This is a genomic window from Roseateles saccharophilus, assembly GCF_004342485.1.
Taxonomy (GTDB): Bacteria; Pseudomonadota; Gammaproteobacteria; order Burkholderiales; family Burkholderiaceae_C; genus Pelomonas; species Pelomonas saccharophila.
Window position 1 is genome coordinate 1 of record NZ_SMBU01000032.1, and the last position, 19,676, is coordinate 19,676.

Consider the following 19,676-nt stretch of genomic DNA (forward strand, 5'->3'; position numbering starts at 1 on the left):
ACCATCCAGACTGTCATCTTCCTGATCGCGGGCAAGCTCGACTTCAGCGCGATCAACCCTCACGCCCGGCAACCCACTTGAAATTCAAGAGAGCCAGCTTTTTGCGCCTGGCCAACAATCGCCAGGTACTCCCGACCGATCGCCCGGCCTTCTTTGGCTATGTCGGGCGCGTCATGCGCAGCGTCGTGATCGACCATGTGCGCGAGCAACAGTCGCTCAAGCGAGGCGGCGGGCAGCAGCTGGTGACGCTGACCACGGGCGCCGAGCCCGGGATGGTCGATGACAGCCGATTGCTGGCCGTGGACGCTGCGCTGGATTTGCTGGAACGCATCGGCTGTGGCTTTCGCGCCGGCAATCGGACGCAGACCGGCCTACGACTTGAACCCTGTGGCAGCGGATTCCGATCGCCGCGAACAGCCTTGACGATGCCCGAGGCCTCAGGGCACGAGGACGGCGGCGCCGTTGAGCCTGCCCGCGCGCAGATCGCCGACCGCCGCATTCGCATCGGCCAACGCATAGCGGGTCGTGCGCACCCGCAGCGGCAAGCGGGCTGCGGCTGCCAGGAACTCCCGGCCGTCCTGTCGCGTGAGGTTGGCGACCGAAAGGATCCGGCGTTCCTCCCACAGCAGCCGGTAGGGGAAGGAGGGGATGTCGCTCATGTGGATGCCGCCGCAGACCACCCTGCCGCCCTTGCGCACCGCCTGCAGCGCCTGCGGCACCAGTTCGCCCGCCGGCGCGAAGATCAGCGCCGCGTCGACAGGCTCGGGTGGTGCCTCGCCCGAGCCACCGGCCCAGCTGGCGCCCATCGAGAGGGCGAACTGCTGGCCCGCCGTGTCGCCCGCGCGCGTGAACGCAAAGACCTTGCGCCCCTGGTGGGCGGCCACCTGCGCGATCAGGTGAGCGGCGGCACCGAAGCCATACAGGCCCAGCACCCTGGCGCCGTCGCCCGCCGCGCGCAGGGCGCGCCAGCCGATCAGGCCTGCGCACAGCAGGGGCGCCGTGTGCTCGGGGTCGGCGCATTGCGATGCGCCGAGCGGCAGGCAGAAGGCCGCGCGTGCGAGCACATGAGTCGCGAAACCACCGTCGCGGCTGCAGCCCGTGAACTGCGGCCGGTCGCACAGGTTCTCGTCGCCATCGATGCAATAGCGGCAGCTGCAACAGGCCCCGCCCAGCCAGGGCAGGCCGACGATCTGGCCGACGCAGAGGCCATCGGCACCGGGGCCCAGCGCCTCGACCTCGCCGACGATCTCGTGGCCGGGCACGATGGGGTAGCGCGCCTGCGGCAGCTCGCCGTCGATGACGTGCAGGTCGGTGCGGCACACGGCGCAGGCCAGCACGCGCAGACGGACCTCCCCGGCCGGCGGTTCGGGCAAGGGGCGGTCCTGCAGCTGAAGCGCCTGCTTCGGGTGCCCAAGGACCATGGCTTGCATCGTCTTCATCACAACTCCTCGCAGCGGTATTCTGGGCGGCGGCGGCGCCCAGGCATTGATCGAGCGCAAGTGCTGCGGCCGGTGTCGCGCGCAACATGCCAATGGGCGTCCCCGCTGAACGGCCTGCCGCGCAAAATGCTTTCTGCGGTCAATGGCGGGAGCGCTGGCGAAATGGCCCACATGGCCTCCTTGGCAACCTTGAATCCGGACGCCTGGCTCTACGCGGGCGCATGGTCCGCGACCTGGTGGTCCGGCCTCCATCCGGAGACCGTGGGGCTGGCCATGCGCCAGCGGCGCCTGGCCAGGCTCATCGACCAGGCCCTGTCGGCCTCGCCCTTCTACAAAAAGCGTGGCGGCGGCAGGCTGTGCGACTTCAGGCCGACCACCAAGCACGAGCTGATGGCCTGCTTCGACGACTGGGCGACCGACCGCCGCATCACGCGCGCGGCGCTGGAGTCCTTCGTCGCCGATCCGCAGAGGGCCGCCAGCCCCTGGCTGGGCAGGTATCTGGTCTGGACGAGCTCGGGAACATCGGGCGAGATGGGCTACTTCATCCAGGACGCCACCAGCATGGCGGCCTACGACGCCATCGACTCGCTGCGCCTGCGCGGGCGCGCGCCGCTGGACAACCTCAACCCGCTGTGGGGCCTGGACCAGCGCTTCGCCTTCGTGGGGGCCACGGGAGGGCATTTCGCCGGCTTCGTCAGCCTGGAGCGCATGCGGCGTGCCACGCACGGCCGGCCGACGATCCAGGTGGTCTCTGCGCTGGAGCCGGTCGCGCGCATCGCGGAGCAACTCGCGGTGATCGATCCCACCGTCCTGATCTGCTATCCGAGCGCGGCGGTGCTGCTGGCGGAGCGGCAACTGTCCGGCACCCTGGGGCTGGACCTGACCGAGGTCTGGCTGGGTGGCGAGCAGTTCACGCCCGGCCAGCGCGCGCTGATCCAGGCAGCCTTCCAATGCCCCGTCCGAAACAACTACGGTGCCTCGGAGTTCTTCTCCATCGCCTCCGAATGCCGGTTCGGGAACCTGCATGTCAACGAGGACTGGGTGATCCTGGAGCCGGTGGACGCCAACCTGCAGCCCCTGTCCGGCGACGGCTTCTCCGCTTCCGTGCTGCTGACGAACCTGGCCAATCTGGTCCAGCCGCTGCTGCGCTATCAGCTCACGGACCGGGTGCGGTTCGCCCCGCGGCCCTGTCCCTGCGGGGATCGGTTCCGCGTGATCGAGGTCGACGGCCGCTCCGACGACATACTGCGGTTCCAGGACGCGCAGGGCGGACCGGTCCCGGTCCTTCCGCTGGCCTTGGAGACCGTGATCGAGGAGGGTGCCGGCATCACGCATTTCCAGCTGCTGTGCCGCGGCAGCGCGGTGATCGAGGTGCGCTTCGACGCCGAGCTACCGGACGCGCCTGCGGCCTACGAGAGGCTGCGGGCGGTGTTGCTGGCGTATCTGCGGCAGCACCGCGTCGCCGGCCTACGAACCCGGTTCAGCCGGGCCGCACCGCAACGGGAGCAGCGCAGCGGAAAGCTGCGGCGCATTGTCGCGGTCCAGGCCCGGTCTCAGGGCAGGGGTGAGGTCTCAGGCTCCAGCCCGGCCTCCGCGTAGCGGTTGCCCGGGTTCCACAGCATCCAGCCATTGGTGCCCACGGCGTCGGCCGCCTCGATCTGCGCGCGGATCTCGTGTTCGCCGAAGACGCGCCGGTCGAACGCATAGTCGCGGAAGGCCTGCAGCCAGGGGCGAAAGCGCGTGCCTGGCAGGCCGGTGCGCGCAAGCGCCCGCTGCAGGCTGCGCTGCACGATCTCGTAGGGCGCGGCAACCGGGTCGCGGTAGCCGGGAATGCCGAAGCTGAACCCCGAGGGGTAGAGCATGGGCGAGAGGTAGTCGACATGCCCGGCGATGGCTTCGAGCTGCTGGCCGATGTGCGTGTCGTTGCTGTTCCAGGTCACGTAGCCAAAGATGTCGGCGGCGACGAAGACGTTGTAGCGCCCCAGCCGCTGCTGGGCCGCGTCGAGAAAGCCGCCGATCGCCGCGATGCGGCGGTCTTCGGTATCGGGCTCCGAGAAGGCCAGGCCGCTGGCGTCGGGGAAGCGCAGGTAGTCGAACTGGATCTCGTCGAAGCCGAGCACGGCCGCCTCCTCGGCAAGCGCCAGATTGCGCTCCCAGGCCATGCGGCGGAACGGGTCTATCCAGGCCAGGCCCTCGCGGTCCTTCCACACGGCGCCCTGGGCGTCGTGCACGGCCCATTCCGGGTGGGCCGTGGCATAGGGCTCGTCCTTGAAGGTGACGATGCGGGCGATCAGGTAGAGCCCGCGCTCGTGCAGGCTGCGCACCAGGGCCGCCATGTCGCGCACCGTGACCAGCGTCTGCGCCAGGCCGGCCGCGGTCAGCGCCGCGCTGGGGTAGGGCACCAGGCCGCGGTCGCCCTTCACGTCGATCACCAGCGCGTTCAGCTCCGTGTCGTCGATCAACTTCAGCGCATCGCCGCGCAGCTTGGCGCTGCCGATGCCGTAGACCGACAGATACAGGGCCTTGGGCCGCAAGGGCTTCAGCGCGAGCGCGAGCGGCGCGGACGGCGCGACCGTGCCCCGGTACCTCGCATAGCCCGGCGCGCGCGCGGTGATCGGGCCGCCCGCGACGGGTTCGCCCACCTCGAAGCGGCCCTGGGCATCGCAGCGCCGGACCTCGGCGCCGACCACCACGCTGGCGAACGGGATGGGGCGGCCCGTCTCGGCGTCCTTCACCATGCCGTCCAGGGCGCGTGCGGGCAACGCCGCGATGCCCAGCACAAGGGCGAGCCAGATCGACGCAGCCGCTCTCATGGTGGCGCCTCGCTGCTGAAGGCGGCCTGCAGCCGCGCCGCGAGCTGATGGGCATCGACGCTGTCGACCATCAGATGGCGCGGCACGGCGAACGGCGGGTCGGCGGCGCTGGCCGAGCGGTTGCCCAGCGCGAACGCCGCCTGGTAGCCGGCCTCGGCGGCCTGCAGGGCCAGGCCCTCGTCGCTGAGGCCGAAGGGCCAGGCCAGCAGGTCGACGGGGCGTGACAGGCGCTGCTCCAGCGTGCTGCGCGAACGGGTCAGCTGGTCGGCGGCGAAGCGCCGGAAGGCGTCCGGCGGCATGCGCTCGCGCTCGCGCAGCAGGTTGGGATGCCAGAAGGTGTGCGACTGCACCGAGACCAGCGGGCTGGCTGCCAGCTCGCGCAGCTGGGGCCAGGTCATCGCGTAGGCGGCGTTGGAGATGGCGGAGGGGTAAACGAACAGCGTCACCGGCCAGTTGCGCTCTCGCAGCAGCGGCGCCATCACCTCGAACTGCGACCGGTGGCCGTCGTCGGCCGTGAGCACGACGGCGCGTGGCGGCAGCGACGCGCCAGCGGCCCCCGCCAACCGCCAGGCCACCCATTCGGACAGCGGGATCACTTGGCAGGAGAAGCGCTCGAGCATGCGCAACTGCGACTCGAAGTTCGCGACGCGCAGCGTCATGCTGTCGAGGGCGGCAGCCGCGAAACGGTGGAACACCAGAATGGGCACATGCCGCGCCGCCGCTGCCAAGGCGGCAGGCGCGCCAGCCCAGGCTGCAGCGCCGGCGAGGCTGCAGACGAGGGCGCGGCGCCTGCGGTCGACAAGGCCTGCTCCCGTGGCCGAAAGGCTGCGCGGTGTTGCCGGCAAGGTCATGGGCAAATGATGGTCCCGTTGGCGTCGTGCGGACTTGACGCGGCGCAAGACTCACCTGGAAGCAGGGCAATTGAGGCCCTGCAAGCCCGGAGCGGGTTCACCCCAGGTAAACCCGTCCGATGAGGGCGTCAGCGGCTGCCTAGAATTTGCTGCACTGCACAGGAGACATCCGCATGGCGACAGCCCGCAAGAAGGCGGCGACGACGAACGAGCAAACCGGCGAAGCCAAGCCCGGCCTGCGCGTCCTCAAGAAGTACCCCAACCGCCGCCTGTACGACACCCAGACCAGCAGCTACATCACGCTGGCCGACGTGAAGCGCATGGTGCTGGACGGCGTCGACTTCGAGGTGCACGACGCCAAGACCCAGGAAGACCTGACCCGCGCCATCCTGCTGCAGATCATCCTGGAGGAAGAAACCGGCGGCGTGCCGATGTTCTCCACCGCGTCCCTGGCCCAGATCATCCGCTTCTACGGCCATGCGATGCAGGGCGTCATGGGCGGCCTGCTGGAGCGCCAGATGCAGGCCTTCACCGACATGCAGCAGCGCTTCACCGAGCAGACGCCCGGCATGCCCTTCACCCCCGAGGCCTGGACGGGCCTGATGGGCGCTTTGCCGACACAGGTGGCCGAGCAGTCCAAGACGCTGATGAACCAGTGGCAGGAGCAGCTGAAGAACGCCGGCGCGATGTTCCCCTTCGGCGTGCCGCCGGGCAGCAAAAAGCCCTGAAGTCGCACATCGCCGAAAATACGGCGATGAACGAAACGACCACCTCCGTCCCGAAGATCGGCTTCGTCAGTCTCGGCTGCCCGAAAGCCCTGACCGACTCCGAGCTGATCCTGACCCAGCTCCGCGCCGAGGGCTACGAGACCTCCAAGACCTTCGCCGGTGCCGACCTGGTGATCGTCAACACCTGCGGTTTCATCGACGACGCGGTCAAGGAGAGCCTGGACACCATCGGCGAGGCCCTGGCCGAGAACGGCAAGGTCATCGTCACCGGCTGCCTGGGCGCCAAGGCCGGCCATGCCAGCAGCGACGCCGGCAGCCTGGTGCGCGAGATCCACCCCAGCGTCTTGGCCGTGACCGGCCCGCATGCGACGCAGGAGGTCATGGACGCGGTGCATACCCATGTGCCCAAGCCCCACGACCCCTTCGTCGACCTGGTGCCCAGCTATGGCATCAAGCTCACGCCCAAGCATTACGCCTACCTGAAGATCAGCGAGGGCTGCAACCACCGCTGCTCCTTCTGCATCATCCCCAGCATGCGCGGCGACCTCGTCTCCCGCCCCATCGGCGACGTGCTGAACGAGGCGCGCGCGCTGTTCGAGAGCGGCGTGAAGGAGCTGCTGGTCATCAGCCAGGACACCTCGGCCTACGGCGTGGACGTGAAGTACCGCACCGGCTTTTGGGACGGCAAGCCGGTCAAGACCCGCATGCTGGACCTGGTCGCCCAGCTCGGCGAGATCGCCAAGCCTTATGGCGCCTGGGTGCGCCTGCACTATGTCTACCCCTATCCGCACGTGGACGAGGTGCTGCCGCTGATGGGTCAAGGCCTGGTGCTGCCCTATCTCGACGTGCCCTTCCAGCATTCCCATCCCGACGTGCTCAAGCGCATGAAGCGCCCGGCCAACGGCGAGAAGAACATGGAGCGCATCCTGCGCTGGCGCGAGGCCTGCCCGGATCTCGTCATCCGCTCGACCTTCATCGCCGGCTTCCCCGGCGAGACCGAAGCCGAGTTCCAGCATCTGCTGGATTTCATGCAGGAAGCCAGGATCGACCGCGCCGGCTGCTTCGCCTATTCGCCGGTCGAAGGCGCTAGCGCCAACGACATCCCTGGGGCGCTGCCCGACGAGGTGCGCGAGGAGCGCCGCGCGCGCTTCATGGCCGTGGCCGAGCAGGTGTCGGCCGCCAAGCTGCAGGCCCGCGTGGGCCAGACACTGCAGGTGCTGGTCGATGCCGCGCCGGCGCTGGGCCGCAAGGGCGGGGTGGGGCGGTCCTACGCGGATGCGCCCGAGATCGACGGCAGCGTGAAGATCCTGCCGCCCGAGAAGGCCAGCAAGACGATGAAGGTCGGCGACTTCGTGCGTGCCCGCGTCGTCGCGGCCGATGGCCACGACCTGGTCGCGTCGCTGGTATGACGTGGGCCGAGCGCTGGGCCGCTCCCGAGCCGGCCCGCATCCCCTCGGGGAATCGTCCGTCGTACTCGACGGACGAGGGGCTCACATGAAAAAGCCGGCGACCGAGCTGATCCACCATCCCTACCGCGCTCCCGAGGGCTGGGACGCGGTGCCGGTGCCGGTGGCCAAGGCCTCGACCGTGCTCTTCAAGGACACGGCAGACCTGCACAAGCCGAGGCCGCGCGATGGCCTGACCTACCGCTACGGCCTGCACGGCACGCCCACCAGCTACACGCTGGCGGCGCGGCTGGCGACGCTGGAGCATGCCGAGCACTGCCTGCTCGTGCCCAGCGGCCTGGCCGCCGTCACGCTGCCGTCGCTGGCCATGCTGCGCCCGGGCGACGAGGTGCTGGTGCCCGACAACGTCTACGGCCAGAATCGCTACCTGACCGAGTCCTGGCTGCCGCAATGGGGCGTCACGCACCGCTTCTACGACCCGCTGACGGTGCCCGAGCTGCGCGACAACACCCGGCTCGTCTGGCTGGAGGCCGCCGGCTCGATCACGTTGGAGTTCCCTGACCTGCTCGGCACGCTGGCGGCCTGCCGCGCCCGCGGCGTCGTCACGGCGTTGGACAACACCTGGGGCGCGGGCCTGGCCTTCAACGGCTTCGAGCCGGCGCCGGGCACGCACCCGGGCCTGGGCGCCGACATCGTCATGCAGGCGCTGACCAAATACCCCAGCGGCGGCGCCGACGTGCTGATGGGCTCGGTCTGCACCCGCGATCGCCGCCTGCACGACCAGCTCAATTACGCGCACGAGCATCTCGGCTACGGCCTGGGCCAGAACGACGTGGAACTGGTGCTGCGGGGCCTGCCGACCCTGCCGCTGCGCTATGCGGCCCAGGACCGCGCCACGCGCCAGCTCGCCAGCTGGATGGCCGGCCGGCCCGAGGTGGCGCGGGTCCTCCATCCGGCGCTGCCGGGCTCGCCGGGCCACGAGAACTGGCTCGCGGTCGGCGCTGCCGGCGCGGCCTGCCTGTTCTCGGCGGTCTTCCAGCCGCAGTACAGCGCCGCGCAGGTCGACGCCTTCGTCGACGCGCTGCAGCTGTTCGGCATCGGCTATTCCTGGGCCGGCCCGATGAGCCTGGCCGTGCCCTACGACATGAGCCGCAGCCGCAATCTGCCGCTGCCCTTCGATGGCGGCCGGCTGGTGCGCTTCGCGATCGGCCTGGAGGACGGTGCCGATCTGAAGGCCGACATCGAGCAGGCGCTGGGCATGCTCGCGGCCCCGGTCTGAACTGAACTGAACGTGATCGCGCGAGCCGGCGCGTCGAATCCGTCGCGCTGACCGCCGTAGTCGGCGGCCGGATCGCCTGCGCGTCATGTCCAGCGCAGATACTGCGCCCATGCAGCAGCTCAAGCCCAGGACGCTCTACTTCACGCTGAGCTTTTTGATGGTCGGCCTGGTGGCCCTGGTGTTCGGCGTGCTGATGCTGCACGAGCGCTCGCGCAGCGATGCGCTGATGCTGCAGCAGGCCGGTGCCGCGGCAAAGCGCATCGGCCAGGAGGCGGCGGCGACGGTCGAGGCCGAGCTGAGGCCCGCGCGCGTCAGCGTCGCCCTGCTGGCGGCCGGCGCGCTGGGCCGCGCGGGCAGCGAGGCCGAGCGCCTGGCGGCGCTGCCGCAGATGGCCGCGGCCCTGCACGGCAATGCTTCGGTGTCGGCCGTGTATGCCGGCACGGCGGACGGCGCCTTCGTGCTGCTGCGCCGCCTGGCCGACCCGGCCACGCGCTCGCGCATGGACGCGCCGGCCGAAGCTGCCTTCGCGCTGCAGAGCGTGGAGCGCGGCGCCACCGGCAACGCACACGGCGCCTACCGCTTCTACGACGCCGCGATGCGCGAACTGCAGCGGCGCGAGCGGCCCGACTACGAGTTCGACCCGCGCACCCGGCCCTGGTATGTGCTGGCGCGGCGTGCGGCCGATGGTGGCGTCGTGCAGTCGGCGCCCTACCGCTTCTTCACGACCGGCGAGCCTGGCGTGACGCTGGCCCAGGCGCGTGGCGCCAGCGTCGTCGGGGCCGACGTCAGCCTGCAGGCACTCGGCGAGATGTTGGGCAAGCCGCAGATCAGCCACTCGGCGGAACTGCTGATCGCGACCGAGGGCGGCGAGATGCTGGCCGAGGCGCGGCGCGGGCAGGGGGTGCAGATGAAGGGCGGGCAGAACCTGCCGCGCGTCGTCGAGTCCGCGTCGCCGCTGATGCGCGCGCTCTGGCAGCAGCGCGACGCCGGGGGGCGGCTTGCACCGGTGCAGACCCTCGAGGGCCGCGAATGGGTCAGCCATGCGCTTCCGCTGGCCGGGTCCGTCGAGGCCGGCGCGCCGCTGGTGCTGCTGATGGCCGCACCACGCGACGAGCTGCAGGCCTTCCAGATCGAGAGCCGCCGCCACAGCTTCTACATCTCGCTCGGCCTGGTGCTGTTGCTGCTGCCGCTGGTGCACCTGCTGGCCGACCGCGTGTCCAGGCCGCTGCGCAATCTGGCGCGCCAGGCCGAGGCCATCGAGCGCTTCGAGTTCGGCGGCCCCGACCCGGCACGCAGCCTGATCCGCGAGGTCGACCGGCTGGCCCTCGCGATGACGGCCATGAAGCATTCGCTGCGACGCTTCCTGGACATCAGCGGCGCGCTCGGCGCCGAGCGCGACTTCGACGCGCTGCTGGACCTGATCCTGCGCGAGACCATCGCCGTGACCGGCGCGAGCGGCGGCGCCGTGCACCTGCTGTCCGAGGACGGCCGCACGCTCGAGCCCGTCGCCGCGCGACTGCATGGCGCGGTGGCCCCCGAGGTCGGCTATAGCTGGGACCTGGCCATGGCCGACAGCCTCGGCGCGCCGGTGCGGGCGCTGCGGGCCGACGACGCGATCGAGGCCGAGCTGCGCTGGGACGACCCGGCCCATCTGGCCGCCTACCAACCCCTGTTCACCGGCCTGGGCGCGGCGCGGCTGCGTCTGTTGTCGCTGCCGCTGAAGAACCGCCAGCACGAGACCCTGGGCACGCTGACACTGAGCTTCCCGCTGCCCGCCCAGGGCCGGCCCGAAGCGCTGGGGGCGGCCCTGGTGGCTTTCGTGCGCGCGCTGTCGGGCACGGCGGCGCTGGCCATCGACAACCAGCTGCTGCTGCGCGCGCGCAAGGAACTGCTGGAGAGCTTCATCCAGCTCGTCGCCGGCGCCATCGACGCCAAGAGCCCCTACACCGGCGGCCACTGCCAGCGCGTGCCGGAGCTGACCCGCCTGCTGGCCCAGGCCGCCTGCGACGCGACCGAGGGGCCTTATGCCGGCTTCGCGATGGATGCCGAGCAGTGGGAGGCCCTGCACATTGCGTCCTGGCTGCACGACTGCGGCAAGGTCACGACGCCGGAATACATCGTCGACAAGGCCACCAAGCTCGAGACCCTCTACAACCGCATCCACGAGATCCGCACCCGCTTCGAGGTGCTCAAGCGCGACGTGCTGGTCGAGAAGCTGGCGGCCGAGCTCGGCGAGGCGGGCACCGCCCGCGCTCGCGCTGCAGCGGCCGGGCCGCTGGCCGAGCTGGACGCCGACTACGCCTTCGTCGCCGCCAGCAATGTCGGCGGCGAGACCCTGGACCCCGGCGCGCTGGCGCGGTTGCGCGGCATCGGCGAGCGGCGCTGGCAGCGCACGCTGGACGATTCGCTGGGCCTGTCGGCCGACGAGTCGCGCCGCCTGCCCCGGCCGCGCCCGCCGCTGCCCGCCGCCGAGACCCTGCTGCAGGACCGGCCCGAGCATGTCGTGCCGCGCCCGGCCGGCGACAGGCTCGCGGACGACAACCGCTGGGGCTTCAGGCTGGACCAGCCCGGGAACCTGCACCACCGCGGCGAGCTGCACAACCTCGCCGTCCCGCGCGGCACGCTGACCGAAGAGGAGCGCTACCGGATCAACGACCATATCGTGCAGACCATCAAGATGCTGGAGGAGCTGCCTTTCCCCAAGCATCTGCGCGGCGTGCCCGAGATGGCCGGCGGCCACCACGAGCGCATGGACGGCCGCGGCTACCCCAAGGGCCTCAAGGGCGCCGACATGAGTCCGCAGGCGCGCATGATGGCCATCGCCGACGTCTTCGAGGCGCTGACGGCCGACGACCGGCCCTACAAGCCCGGCAAGCGGCTTTCCGAGGCGCTGGCCATCATGCAGCGCATGGTCCGCGAGCAGCACCTGGACCCCGAGCTGTTCGCGCTCTTCCTGAGCGCCGGTGTCTGCCTTGCCTATGCAGAACGCTTCATGCCGGCCGAAAGGGTCGACGTGGCGGACCTCGCGGCCTATCGACCCTAGCGTTCGTGCCGGTTCACGCCGAAGTGCAGCGGCGTGCCCTTGAGCAGCAGATTGCCGCCGCCGTCCTGCAGCGCGACCTGCAGCTCGTAGTCACCCAGCGGCAGGTCGACGATGGCCTCGGTACGGCCGTCGGCGAGGTTCTGGCGCTGCGTGGCGCCGCCCTTCTGGCTGAAGCTCAGCTGAAAGTGGCCGGTGTCCTTGATGCTGCTGCCGGCCGGCGCCACGCCCAGGCCGGCGCCGAGCACGCCCAGCGACACCGTGAAGGGGCTGGACACCACCTCGTCGTCGCGCAGGTTCTTCACATAGACCTCACGGTTGGCGGAAGCGCGCGGCGTGGCGAGCTGGTCCTGGTACCAGGCCTCGCAGCTCCCGGCATTGCCTGCCTCGACCCGGGGCGCTGGCATGTCACCGCGCTTGCCCGTGACGACGACTGCGATCTCGTTGCTGAAGACGAAATAGGGCTTGTGGGCATGGTCGGCGAACAGCAGCCGCAGCGTGTGCCGGCCGGGCGGCAGGTCCAGTTCGGTGCCGGTCTGGCCCTTGCCGAAGTGGCGGTAGGTGGCGGAGAAGGGGATGGGGGCCGTGTGGTCGCGCGGCAGCGGCGTGTCGATGAGGAGGTGGTGGTGGCCGGCCTTCTCGTTGGGGTTGCCGGCCGGGATGACGCCCATGCCGCGCACGCCGAACTCGACCCAGAAGGGCGTGCGCACGCGGTAGCCGTTCTTCAGATTGCTGAAGTGCACCGAGATCGGTTCGCGCAGGTCTACCGCGGCGCGCTGGGCGGTGTGGGCCAGCCAGCACTGGCGTTCCAGCGGGTCGGCGGGCAGGGGCTCGGCGGCGGCCAGGGCGGGCACGAGGCCCGCCACGCAAAGCAGGACGCGGCCTCGGTTGAGATGAACGGCTGAACCCATGCGAACCTTCCGTCAAGGACTGCCACCGATTGTGGTGGCGCCCTGTGACGGAAGGCGTCGTGAAGAGTGCGGACGTGCCAGCCTCTGAACAGGTTCTCGGTGCGCTATGCCGCGTCGCTGCACCCGCGACGCATGAAGCCGGGGTACTGCGGGCCGAGCGCCGGGCCTGCCATGGGCCAGAGGCCCAAGGCCTTCCGTAGGCACAAGCAGTCCGCAGGGACTGCTTGTGTCCGACTCCAGTTCCCAAGCCGGCCCGCGCTGGCGATGTGCTTGCGGCTCAATGCCGCAAGCATCGCCGTCCCCGCGGGGGACCGACTGGACTCGCTCGCGTTCAGCGATGCGAGGCCGGGCGAGGGGCAGCTTTCAGGCCGCCTGAAGCCGGTGGTTCAGCTGCAGCTCGCCGAACAGATCCTTGGGGTCGGCCATCTGCGGGATCAGCTCCAGCGGTGCGCCCAGGCCGAGCTGGCGGCTCAGGTCGTGCAGCAGGCGCAGCGCGGAGAAGTCCTCCAGCGCGAAGCCGACCGAGTCGAACACGGTGACCTGGGCATCGCTTTCGCGGCCCGGCGCGGCACCGGCCAGCACGCGCCAGAACTCGGTGACGGGGAAGTCGGCCGGCATCTGCTGCAGGTCGCCCTCGACGCGCGATTGCGGCTCGTACTCGACGATGACGCGGGCCATCTCCAGCACGCCGCGGTGCAGCTCGGTCTTGCCGGGGCAGTCGCCGCCGACGCCGTTGATGTGCATGCCGGGCTCGATCAGCTCGGGCGTCAGGATGGTGGCGTTGGTTTTGTCGGCGGTGACGGTGGTGACGATGTCGGCGCCGCGCACCGCCTCGGCCGTGGAGGTGCAGACCCTCAGCGTCAGGCCGGGCGTGCCCTGGAGGTGGGCGAGCAGCTTGGCCGTGGCGGCCGGGTCGATGTCGAAGAGGCGCAGCTCGCGGATGCCCAGCAGGTGATGGAAAGCCAGGGCCTGGAACTCGCTCTGGGCGCCGTTGCCGATCAGGGCCATCACGCGGCTGCCCGGGCGGGCCAGCCGCTTGGCCACCATGACCGAGGTGGCGGCGGTGCGCATCGCGGTGGTCAGCGTCAGCTCGGACAGCAGCGCCGGGGCGCCGGTGTTCACGTCGGCGAGCACGCCGAAAGCCATCACGGTCGGCAGGCCGAAGCGGTGGTTTTTGGGGTGGCCGTTGACGTATTTGAAGCTGTAGAGGCTGGCGTCAGCGATGGGCATCAGCTCGATGACGCCGTCGGGCGAATGGGCGGCGACACGGGGCGTCTTGTCGAACTCGGCCCAGCGCAGATAGTCCGCCTCGAGGTAGGCGACGAGGCGGCGCAGTAAATCGGGAAGGCCCACGCGCTGCACGAGGCGGGCGACATCGCGGGGGGTGAGGACGGTGGTCATGGCGGTCTCCTTGGGGCTGTTGGAGCGATTCTTCCGACGCAGGCCGCCAAACAGAAGCGCAAGTCCTGACCAGTAATGCATTGCCATTTGGCAAAATGGCAATGGAAATTGCCAATCTGTTCAAAATGGACGCCCTCGACCAGAAACTCCTCGCGCTGTTGCGCACCGATGCCCGTGCCAGCGTCGCCACGCTGGCGGCCAAGCTCAAGGTGTCGCGCGGCACCGTCACCAACCGCATCGCGCGGCTGGAGGACGGCGGCGTCATCACCGGCTACACGGTGCGGCTGCGGCCCGATGCGGTGCCCGACCAGATCCGGGCCTGGATGAGCATCACCGTCGACGGCAACCGCACCCGCGAGGTCGTCGCCATGCTGCTCGGCGAGCCGGGCATCACGGGCCTGTTCGACACCAACGGCCGCTGGGACCTGCTGGCCGAGATCAGCAGCTCCAGCCTGCAGGAGCTGGCCGAGGTGCTGGAGCGTGTGCGCCTCATCAAGGGGATTGCCGGCACCGAGACCAGCATCCATCTGCAGAGCTACAAGCTGGGCTGATATCGTGCGCGGCGCTTTCCGAGGCCAGCTCCTGGCCACCCTTTCGACATGACCCCTGCCCTGATCCGCCGCGCCTGGCTCGCGGCTTCCTTCGCGCTGCTGGCCGGCTGCTCCGTGCTGCCCACGCAGACGCCCCAGCCTCCCGTTGTCACGCCGCCGGTCGAGCCGCCGCCCGTCGTCAAACCCGCGCCCAGGCCACCCCGCGTCGGCCTGGCGCTGGGGGGCGGCGCGGCGCGCGGCTTCGCCCACATCGGCGTCATCCAGGTGCTGGAAGAGCATGGCATCAAGGTCGACCTCGTCGCCGGCACCTCGGCCGGCAGCCTGGTGGCTTCGCTCTACGCCTCGGGCAAGAACGGCAAGGAGATGCAGACCCTGGCCGAGTCCATGGACGAGGGTGCGATCACGGACTGGTCCTTCCCGCTGCGCGGCCTGATCCGCGGCGAGGCGCTGGCGCGCTTCATCCGCGAGAAGACTGGCGGCCGCGGCATCGAGCAGATGGCCCTGCCGCTAGGCATTGTCGCGACCGACCTGTCCGACGGCTCGCCCATCCTGTTCCGCAGTGGCGACACCGGCACGGCCGTGCGCGCATCGAGTGCGGTGCCGGCCGTGTTCCAGCCGGTCAAGATCGGCCAGCGCGAGTACGTCGACGGGGGGCTCGTGTCGCCCGTGCCGGTGCGCTTCGCGCGCGAGATGGGCGCCCAGCTCGTCATCGCGGTGGACATCAGCTCGCCGCCCGAGAAGGACCCTCCCGGCGACGCCTTCCGCATGCTGATGCAGACCTTCTCCATCATGGGCCGCAGCATCAACGGCTTCGAACTGCGGGATGCCGACATCGTCATCCGCCCCCGGCTGGACGGCGTCGGCAGCGCCGACTTCACGGCGCGGCGCCGTGCCATCCAGGCCGGCCGCGAGGCTGGGCTGGCGATGCTGCCGCTGATCCGGCAGCGCATCGCCGAAAAGACGCGCTGAACCCTCAGCGCGCCAGCCAGCCCATCAGGGCTGCGATGACCTCGGCCTTCTCGGGCTCGTTGAAGATCTCGTGCGCAAAACCCGGCCAGGGGCGGCAGGTGACGACGCTCCTGGGCGCCGCCGCGGCGAAGGCCTCGCTACCGCGCGGCGCGACGCAGCGGTCCGCGCCGGCCCACATCAGCAGCGTCGGCAGCGTCCAGCGCGGCGCGGCGGCGATGACCTGGGCACCGCCGTCGACGATGAAGCGCGTCAGCCGCGCGGTGATGCGGTCGTGCACCAGCGGGTCGTTCGTGTAGGCCTGCACGACGGCCGGGTCGCGGCAGATCCACTCGGGCTTGAGGCCGTTGCCGACGGCCAGGCCGGGGGCCAGCGAGCCGGCCACCGCGAGCAGCAGCTTCTGCAGGCCCGACAGGCCCGCGTCCAGCGCGGGCGAGGACAGCACCAGCGCATCGAGAGGCCGGCTCCAGGTGGCCGGCTGCGCGGCCAGGGCCTCGGCGGCGAAGCGCGCAGCGACGAGGCCGCCCATGCTGTGGCCCAGCATCACGAAGCGCCGGCCGGGCTGGCGCACGGCATCGATGACGCGGGCGGTGTCCCGCAGCAGGGCGTCGTGGTCGGGGATGTCGCCGCGCCGGCCCTGGCTGCGGCCGTGGCCGCGATGGTCCCAGCCATGTACGTCCCAGCCCTGGGCGTTCAGCGCCGCGGCGACATGGGCATAGCGGCCGATGTGCTCGCCCAGGCCATGCACCAGCAGCAGCTGGCCGCGCGCAGGCTCGGCGATGGCGGGCCAGTGGCGCAGCTGGAGTTGCAGGCCGTCGTCGGTGGTGATCGTCGTCATCGTCGCGTGGTCCGGTGAAGGGCAGGGCGCGATTATGTTCAGAGCACGGCGCGCAGCCTGTCGTAGCCGCTGCGGCTGACGGGGATGCGCTTGCCGTTCTTCATGCGGGCCAGGTAGGCGTCGCTGTCGGTGCGCTCCAGTCCCTGCAGCGCGGCCAGGTTGATGATGAAGCTGCGGTGCACGCGCACGAAGCGCGCCGGGTCGAGCTGAGCCTCGAGTTCGGAGATGCGCTGGGCCTTCAGGTGCTCGCGGCCGGCGCTGTGGAAGGCGACGTAGTCGGCCTGGGCCTCGATGTGGTCGATGGCGTCGACGGCCAGCACCAGCAGGCTGCCGCCGTCGCGGTCGGGCACCAGCACGCGGGCCAGCGGCCGCGGCGCGACCAGCCTGTCCAGCCCCGGCTGGGGCTGGCCCTGCAGGCGGCGCGCGCGCGCCAGCGCCGCGTCGAAGCGCTCCTGCGCGAAGGGCTTGAGCAGGTAGTCCACCGCATGCAGCTCGAAGGCACGCAGCGCGTGCTGGTCGTAGGCGGTCGTGAAGACGACGCCGTCGCGCCGGCCGGTCAGCTCCAGCACCTCCAGGCCGGTCAGCCTGGGCATCTGGATGTCGAGGAAGACCAGGTCGGGCCCGAGCTCGGTGATCGCGCGGGCGGCGTCCAGGCCGTTGTCGGCCTCGGCCACGAGCTCGATGTCGGCATGGGGCCGCAGGTACTCGGCGAGCAGGCGGCGGGCCAGGGTTTCGTCGTCGGCGATGAGCGCGCGCAGGGTCATGGCTGAACCTCGTCAATCTTGAACGGCAGGGTGATCTCGACGGCGAAGCCCCCGGGCGTCTCGCCCCATTGCAGGCGGGCGCGGCCGCCGTATTGCGCGTCCAGGCGCTCGCGCAGGTTGCGCAGGCCGTGGCCGAGGCCGCTCTCACGCGCTGGCGTGGCGGGCATGGGGTTGCGCACGGCCAGGTGCAGCCAGCCGTCGCGTGCCAGGGCCTCGATCTGCAGCAGGCCGCCGTCATCGCGCGGGCGCAGGCCGTGCTTGAGGGCGTTCTCGGCCAGCGGCTGCAGCGTCAGCGGCGGCAGCAGCGCGGCGAGGCTGTCGGCGGGCGCGTCGAAGGCGAAGCGCAGCTTGTCGCCCAGGCGCTGCTTTTCGATGGCAAGGTAGTGCTGCACCAGGCCCAGCTCGTCTTCCAGCCGGATGCGCTCGCGGCCGGCCAGCGCCAGGGTCTGGCGGAAGAACTGGGCCAGGTCGATGGTCATGGCGCGCGCCGCCGGTGGGTCCAGGTGGGTCAGCGCGCTGATGGAGTTCAGGCTGTTGAACAGGAAATGCGGGTCGATCTGCAGGCGCAGCAGCTGCAGCTCCATGTCGCGGGCCAGCAACCGGGCCCGGGCCTCGCGCGCGGCGGCTGCCTGAGCCGCCTCGACGGCGATCAGCAGGTCATGGGCCAGCACGGCCAGCAGGAAGAAGCCCAGCGCCGCCACCAGGCCCAGGGCCCATGTGGCCGGGGCCAGGGCGACGAAGCCGGCGCTGCGCCCGAAGGCCAGGCCGGCCATGTTCCAGGCCGCCGCGATGGCCAGCGCCGCGCCCGCCAGCAGCGCCACGGCCACCGCACGCGTGGCCAGCGCGCGCTGCCAACGGCCCGCGCCGAACGGCTGGCTGCGGCAGACGTAGTAGACCGACAGCGCGGTGAACGCGAGCACGGCGGCCAGAGGCAGGGTCCAGGCCAGCGCCCAGCCCGGCGGCGCCAGGCCTTCGGCGGCCAGCAGCGCGGCACCCGCGATGCCGGCCAGGGCCGCGGCCAGCAGATAGGCCGCGAGGCCGCGCCAGTGCGTCAGCAGCGGGTGCACGCGGCGCGGCTCAGTTCTTGATTTCGACGCTGCCGAACAGGGCCTCGCCACGCAGCACCAGGCGGTGTGCCGGCGTCATCGGCGGCACGGTCTGGTCGTTGACGGCGCCCATCGTCGGCACGATGTGCACGACCACCTGCCAGTCGCGCGGCACGCGCAGCTCGATGCCGCTGAAGCGGGCCGAGATCTCCAGCACGGCCTCGGGGGCCTCCATGGCGGCCTGGCGCAGGTCCAGCTCGACGCCGCCGAAAGCCGCGTCGATGCGGCCGCCCTTGAAGCTGCGCGAATCGTTCTGCTGGCGCATACCGCTGAAGTTGGCATCGATGTTGACCTGGTCGCCATGCTCCAGCGTCGAGGTGTCGAAGGCACAGGCCATGCCGTCGCGGTGGCGGTGCGGGAAGACGCCGCGCAGCAGGATGGACAGGCCGGCCAGGATGACCAGCACGGGCCACCAGTCGCGCCAGGCCAGATGGGTGTAGCCGAGGTTCTGCGCCGTCAGCAGGCCGCCGACGGTGATGAGGGCCGTGCCGAACAGCCAGCTGCCGGCGTGGCGCGGCCAGACCAGGCGGGCCAGCCCGAACAGCACCAGGACCAGCGGCCAGAAGGTGTGCAGCAGTGGCAGCCCGAAGGCCTGCAGGTTGTCCAGCAGGGCCAGCGCGCCAATGCCGATGACGCCGAGGCCAAAGAGGATGCGGCGGCCGGGGTGGCGCAAGGCGTGGCGGCGGCGGATGCGTTCGGATCTCATCGGTGGCTGTTCCTGGGCTGGCAATGCCGCAAGTAGACACGCGCATCGGGCCCGCGGGGCCGCCGTTCCGGCGAATCGACGCACGGCGTCGACGAATCGACAACGGGCGGCGCCAATGAAAAAGCCCGGTGCGGGTGCACCGGGCTTCTCAGGGGATGACAGCGAGCGATCAGGCGGCGCGCTTGGAGGCGCGGGTGGCCGTCTGCGTGGCCTTGACGGCTTGGGACGTGGCGGCCTGGAAGTTGGTCTCGGCCACTTCGACGGCTTGCTTGGCGGCCTTCTGGACCGACTCGAAGGCGTTGTTGGCGGCGGCGACAGCCGACTTCACCAGGGCGACGGCGTTCTCGGTGCCGGCCGGGGCGTTCTTGGCGGCGTTGTCGACGACGGAGGTGAACTTCTTCTGCGCGTCGGCGAACTGGGCTTCGGCAACCTTGGCGACTTCGGAACCGGTGGCCGAGGCGATGTCGTAGATGTGGCGGCTGTAGGAAGCGGCCTTCTCGGCGGTCGGCTGCAGCAGGGCGGCCTGCAGGGACAGCAGCTCCTGGGCGTCCTTCACGGACAGCGCGGCGGCGGTCGTGTCGGCGGCTTCGGTCAGCGCGGTGCGGGCGACTTGCAGGTTCAGCTCGACGAGCTTTTCGACGCCTTCGAAGGCCTTGTTCGTCAGGCCGAAGAGGGTTTCGACGTTGGCCTTGTGGGCGGCGATGATTTGTTCAGCGGTCAGCATGGTAGGACTCCGATCAGTGGGTGAATCGATTGCCGTGCTTGTTTGCTGCACTGCAACATGGAACGAATGATAGGGCCTCGCCGCCGGAATGCAAGAACTTTTTGTGCGGTGCAGCAAAACTAGGGATTGCTGCACGCGGCGGGCCTGGCGGGC

17 protein-coding genes and 1 pseudogene are annotated in these 19,676 nt (G+C 70.6%); 8 read left to right on the forward strand and 10 right to left on the reverse strand.

Translation table 11 applies throughout. The features are described 5' to 3' along the window. Positions 1-101 precede the first annotated feature (101 nt). Positions 102-269 (forward strand): annotated as a pseudogene (locus EV671_RS28015) (ECF-type sigma factor); the annotation flags it as partial. 168 nt (positions 270-437) lie between these two features. On the opposite strand, the gene EV671_RS26845 reads toward EV671_RS28015, so the two are convergent. Continuing rightward, positions 438-1,430, reverse strand: coding sequence for a zinc-dependent alcohol dehydrogenase family protein (locus EV671_RS26845; protein WP_165917662.1), 993 nt, complete (start codon positions 1,428-1,430; stop codon positions 438-440). A gap of 180 nt (positions 1,431-1,610) precedes the next feature. Between EV671_RS26845 and EV671_RS26850 the strand changes: the two genes are divergently transcribed. After that, positions 1,611-3,038: a phenylacetate--CoA ligase family protein gene (locus tag EV671_RS26850; RefSeq protein ID WP_165917659.1), complete on the forward strand. Its 1,428-nt coding sequence runs from the start codon at positions 1,611-1,613 to the stop codon at positions 3,036-3,038. Here EV671_RS26850 and EV671_RS20555 read toward each other — a convergent pair. Both EV671_RS20555 and EV671_RS20560 read right to left on the reverse strand, forming a co-directional pair. After that, complete coding sequence (locus EV671_RS20555; RefSeq protein ID WP_132575259.1) at positions 2,993-4,252, reverse strand: putative glycoside hydrolase; 1,260 nt, start codon at positions 4,250-4,252, stop codon at positions 2,993-2,995. The genes EV671_RS26850 and EV671_RS20555 overlap by 46 nt on opposite strands. Further along, positions 4,249-5,103: a polysaccharide deacetylase family protein gene (locus tag EV671_RS20560; protein ID WP_132575261.1), complete on the reverse strand. Its 855-nt coding sequence runs from the start codon at positions 5,101-5,103 to the stop codon at positions 4,249-4,251. Before EV671_RS20560 ends, EV671_RS20555 begins: the two co-directional genes overlap by 4 nt. Before the next feature lie 173 nt (positions 5,104-5,276). On the opposite strand from EV671_RS20560, the gene phaR reads away from it, so the two are divergent. From phaR to EV671_RS20580, 4 genes are all read left to right on the forward strand, one after another. Next, entirely contained in the window at positions 5,277-5,831 is a 555-nt protein-coding gene (gene phaR, locus EV671_RS20565) for a polyhydroxyalkanoate synthesis repressor PhaR (protein ID WP_132575263.1), read from the forward strand. A gap of 26 nt (positions 5,832-5,857) precedes the next feature. After that, entirely contained in the window at positions 5,858-7,240 is a 1,383-nt protein-coding gene (gene rimO / locus EV671_RS20570) for a 30S ribosomal protein S12 methylthiotransferase RimO (RefSeq protein ID WP_132575265.1), read from the forward strand. Positions 7,241-7,325: 85 nt separating this feature from the next. Continuing rightward, positions 7,326-8,516: a PLP-dependent transferase gene (locus EV671_RS20575; protein ID WP_132575267.1), complete on the forward strand. Its 1,191-nt coding sequence runs from the start codon at positions 7,326-7,328 to the stop codon at positions 8,514-8,516. A 109-nt stretch (positions 8,517-8,625) separates the two neighbouring features. Next, entirely contained in the window at positions 8,626-11,559 is a 2,934-nt protein-coding gene (locus EV671_RS20580) for an HD domain-containing phosphohydrolase (protein ID WP_207911213.1), read from the forward strand. Here EV671_RS20580 and EV671_RS20585 read toward each other — a convergent pair. Together EV671_RS20585 and EV671_RS20590 are read right to left on the reverse strand one after the other, a co-directional pair. Next, positions 11,556-12,467, reverse strand: a complete 912-nt coding sequence (locus EV671_RS20585) for a DUF4399 domain-containing protein (protein WP_132575271.1) — start codon at positions 12,465-12,467, stop codon at positions 11,556-11,558. The genes EV671_RS20580 and EV671_RS20585 overlap by 4 nt on opposite strands. Before the next feature lie 363 nt (positions 12,468-12,830). After that, on the reverse strand, positions 12,831-13,868 hold the full coding sequence (locus EV671_RS20590; protein WP_132575273.1) for an ornithine cyclodeaminase: 1,038 nt from the start codon (positions 13,866-13,868) through the stop codon (positions 12,831-12,833). A 125-nt stretch (positions 13,869-13,993) separates the two neighbouring features. Here EV671_RS20590 and EV671_RS20595 point away from each other — a divergent pair, with 125 nt between their 5' ends. Together EV671_RS20595 and EV671_RS20600 are read left to right on the forward strand one after the other, a co-directional pair. Next, entirely contained in the window at positions 13,994-14,419 is a 426-nt protein-coding gene (locus EV671_RS20595; RefSeq protein WP_132575275.1) for an Lrp/AsnC family transcriptional regulator, read from the forward strand. Between the two features lie 48 nt (positions 14,420-14,467). Further along, complete coding sequence (locus tag EV671_RS20600; protein ID WP_132575277.1) at positions 14,468-15,388, forward strand: patatin-like phospholipase family protein; 921 nt, start codon at positions 14,468-14,470, stop codon at positions 15,386-15,388. A 4-nt stretch (positions 15,389-15,392) separates the two neighbouring features. Here EV671_RS20600 and EV671_RS20605 read toward each other — a convergent pair whose 3' ends face one another. The 5 genes from EV671_RS20605 to EV671_RS20625 form a co-directional block, all read right to left on the reverse strand. Continuing rightward, positions 15,393-16,223: an alpha/beta hydrolase gene (locus EV671_RS20605; protein WP_132575279.1), complete on the reverse strand. Its 831-nt coding sequence runs from the start codon at positions 16,221-16,223 to the stop codon at positions 15,393-15,395. Between the two features lie 38 nt (positions 16,224-16,261). Further along, a complete protein-coding gene (locus EV671_RS20610; RefSeq protein ID WP_338139954.1) occupies positions 16,262-16,987 on the reverse strand; it encodes a LytR/AlgR family response regulator transcription factor in 726 nt (241 codons plus the stop codon). Continuing rightward, entirely contained in the window at positions 16,984-18,054 is a 1,071-nt protein-coding gene (locus EV671_RS20615; protein WP_132575281.1) for a sensor histidine kinase, read from the reverse strand. The genes EV671_RS20610 and EV671_RS20615 overlap by 4 nt, the downstream gene beginning before the upstream one ends. 10 nt (positions 18,055-18,064) lie before the next feature. Further along, positions 18,065-18,799, reverse strand: a complete 735-nt coding sequence (locus EV671_RS20620; RefSeq protein WP_132575283.1) for a LiaI-LiaF-like domain-containing protein — start codon at positions 18,797-18,799, stop codon at positions 18,065-18,067. A gap of 169 nt (positions 18,800-18,968) precedes the next feature. Beyond that, positions 18,969-19,523, reverse strand: a complete 555-nt coding sequence (locus EV671_RS20625) for a phasin family protein (RefSeq protein WP_132575285.1) — start codon at positions 19,521-19,523, stop codon at positions 18,969-18,971. Between the last annotated feature and the right edge of the window lie 153 nt (positions 19,524-19,676).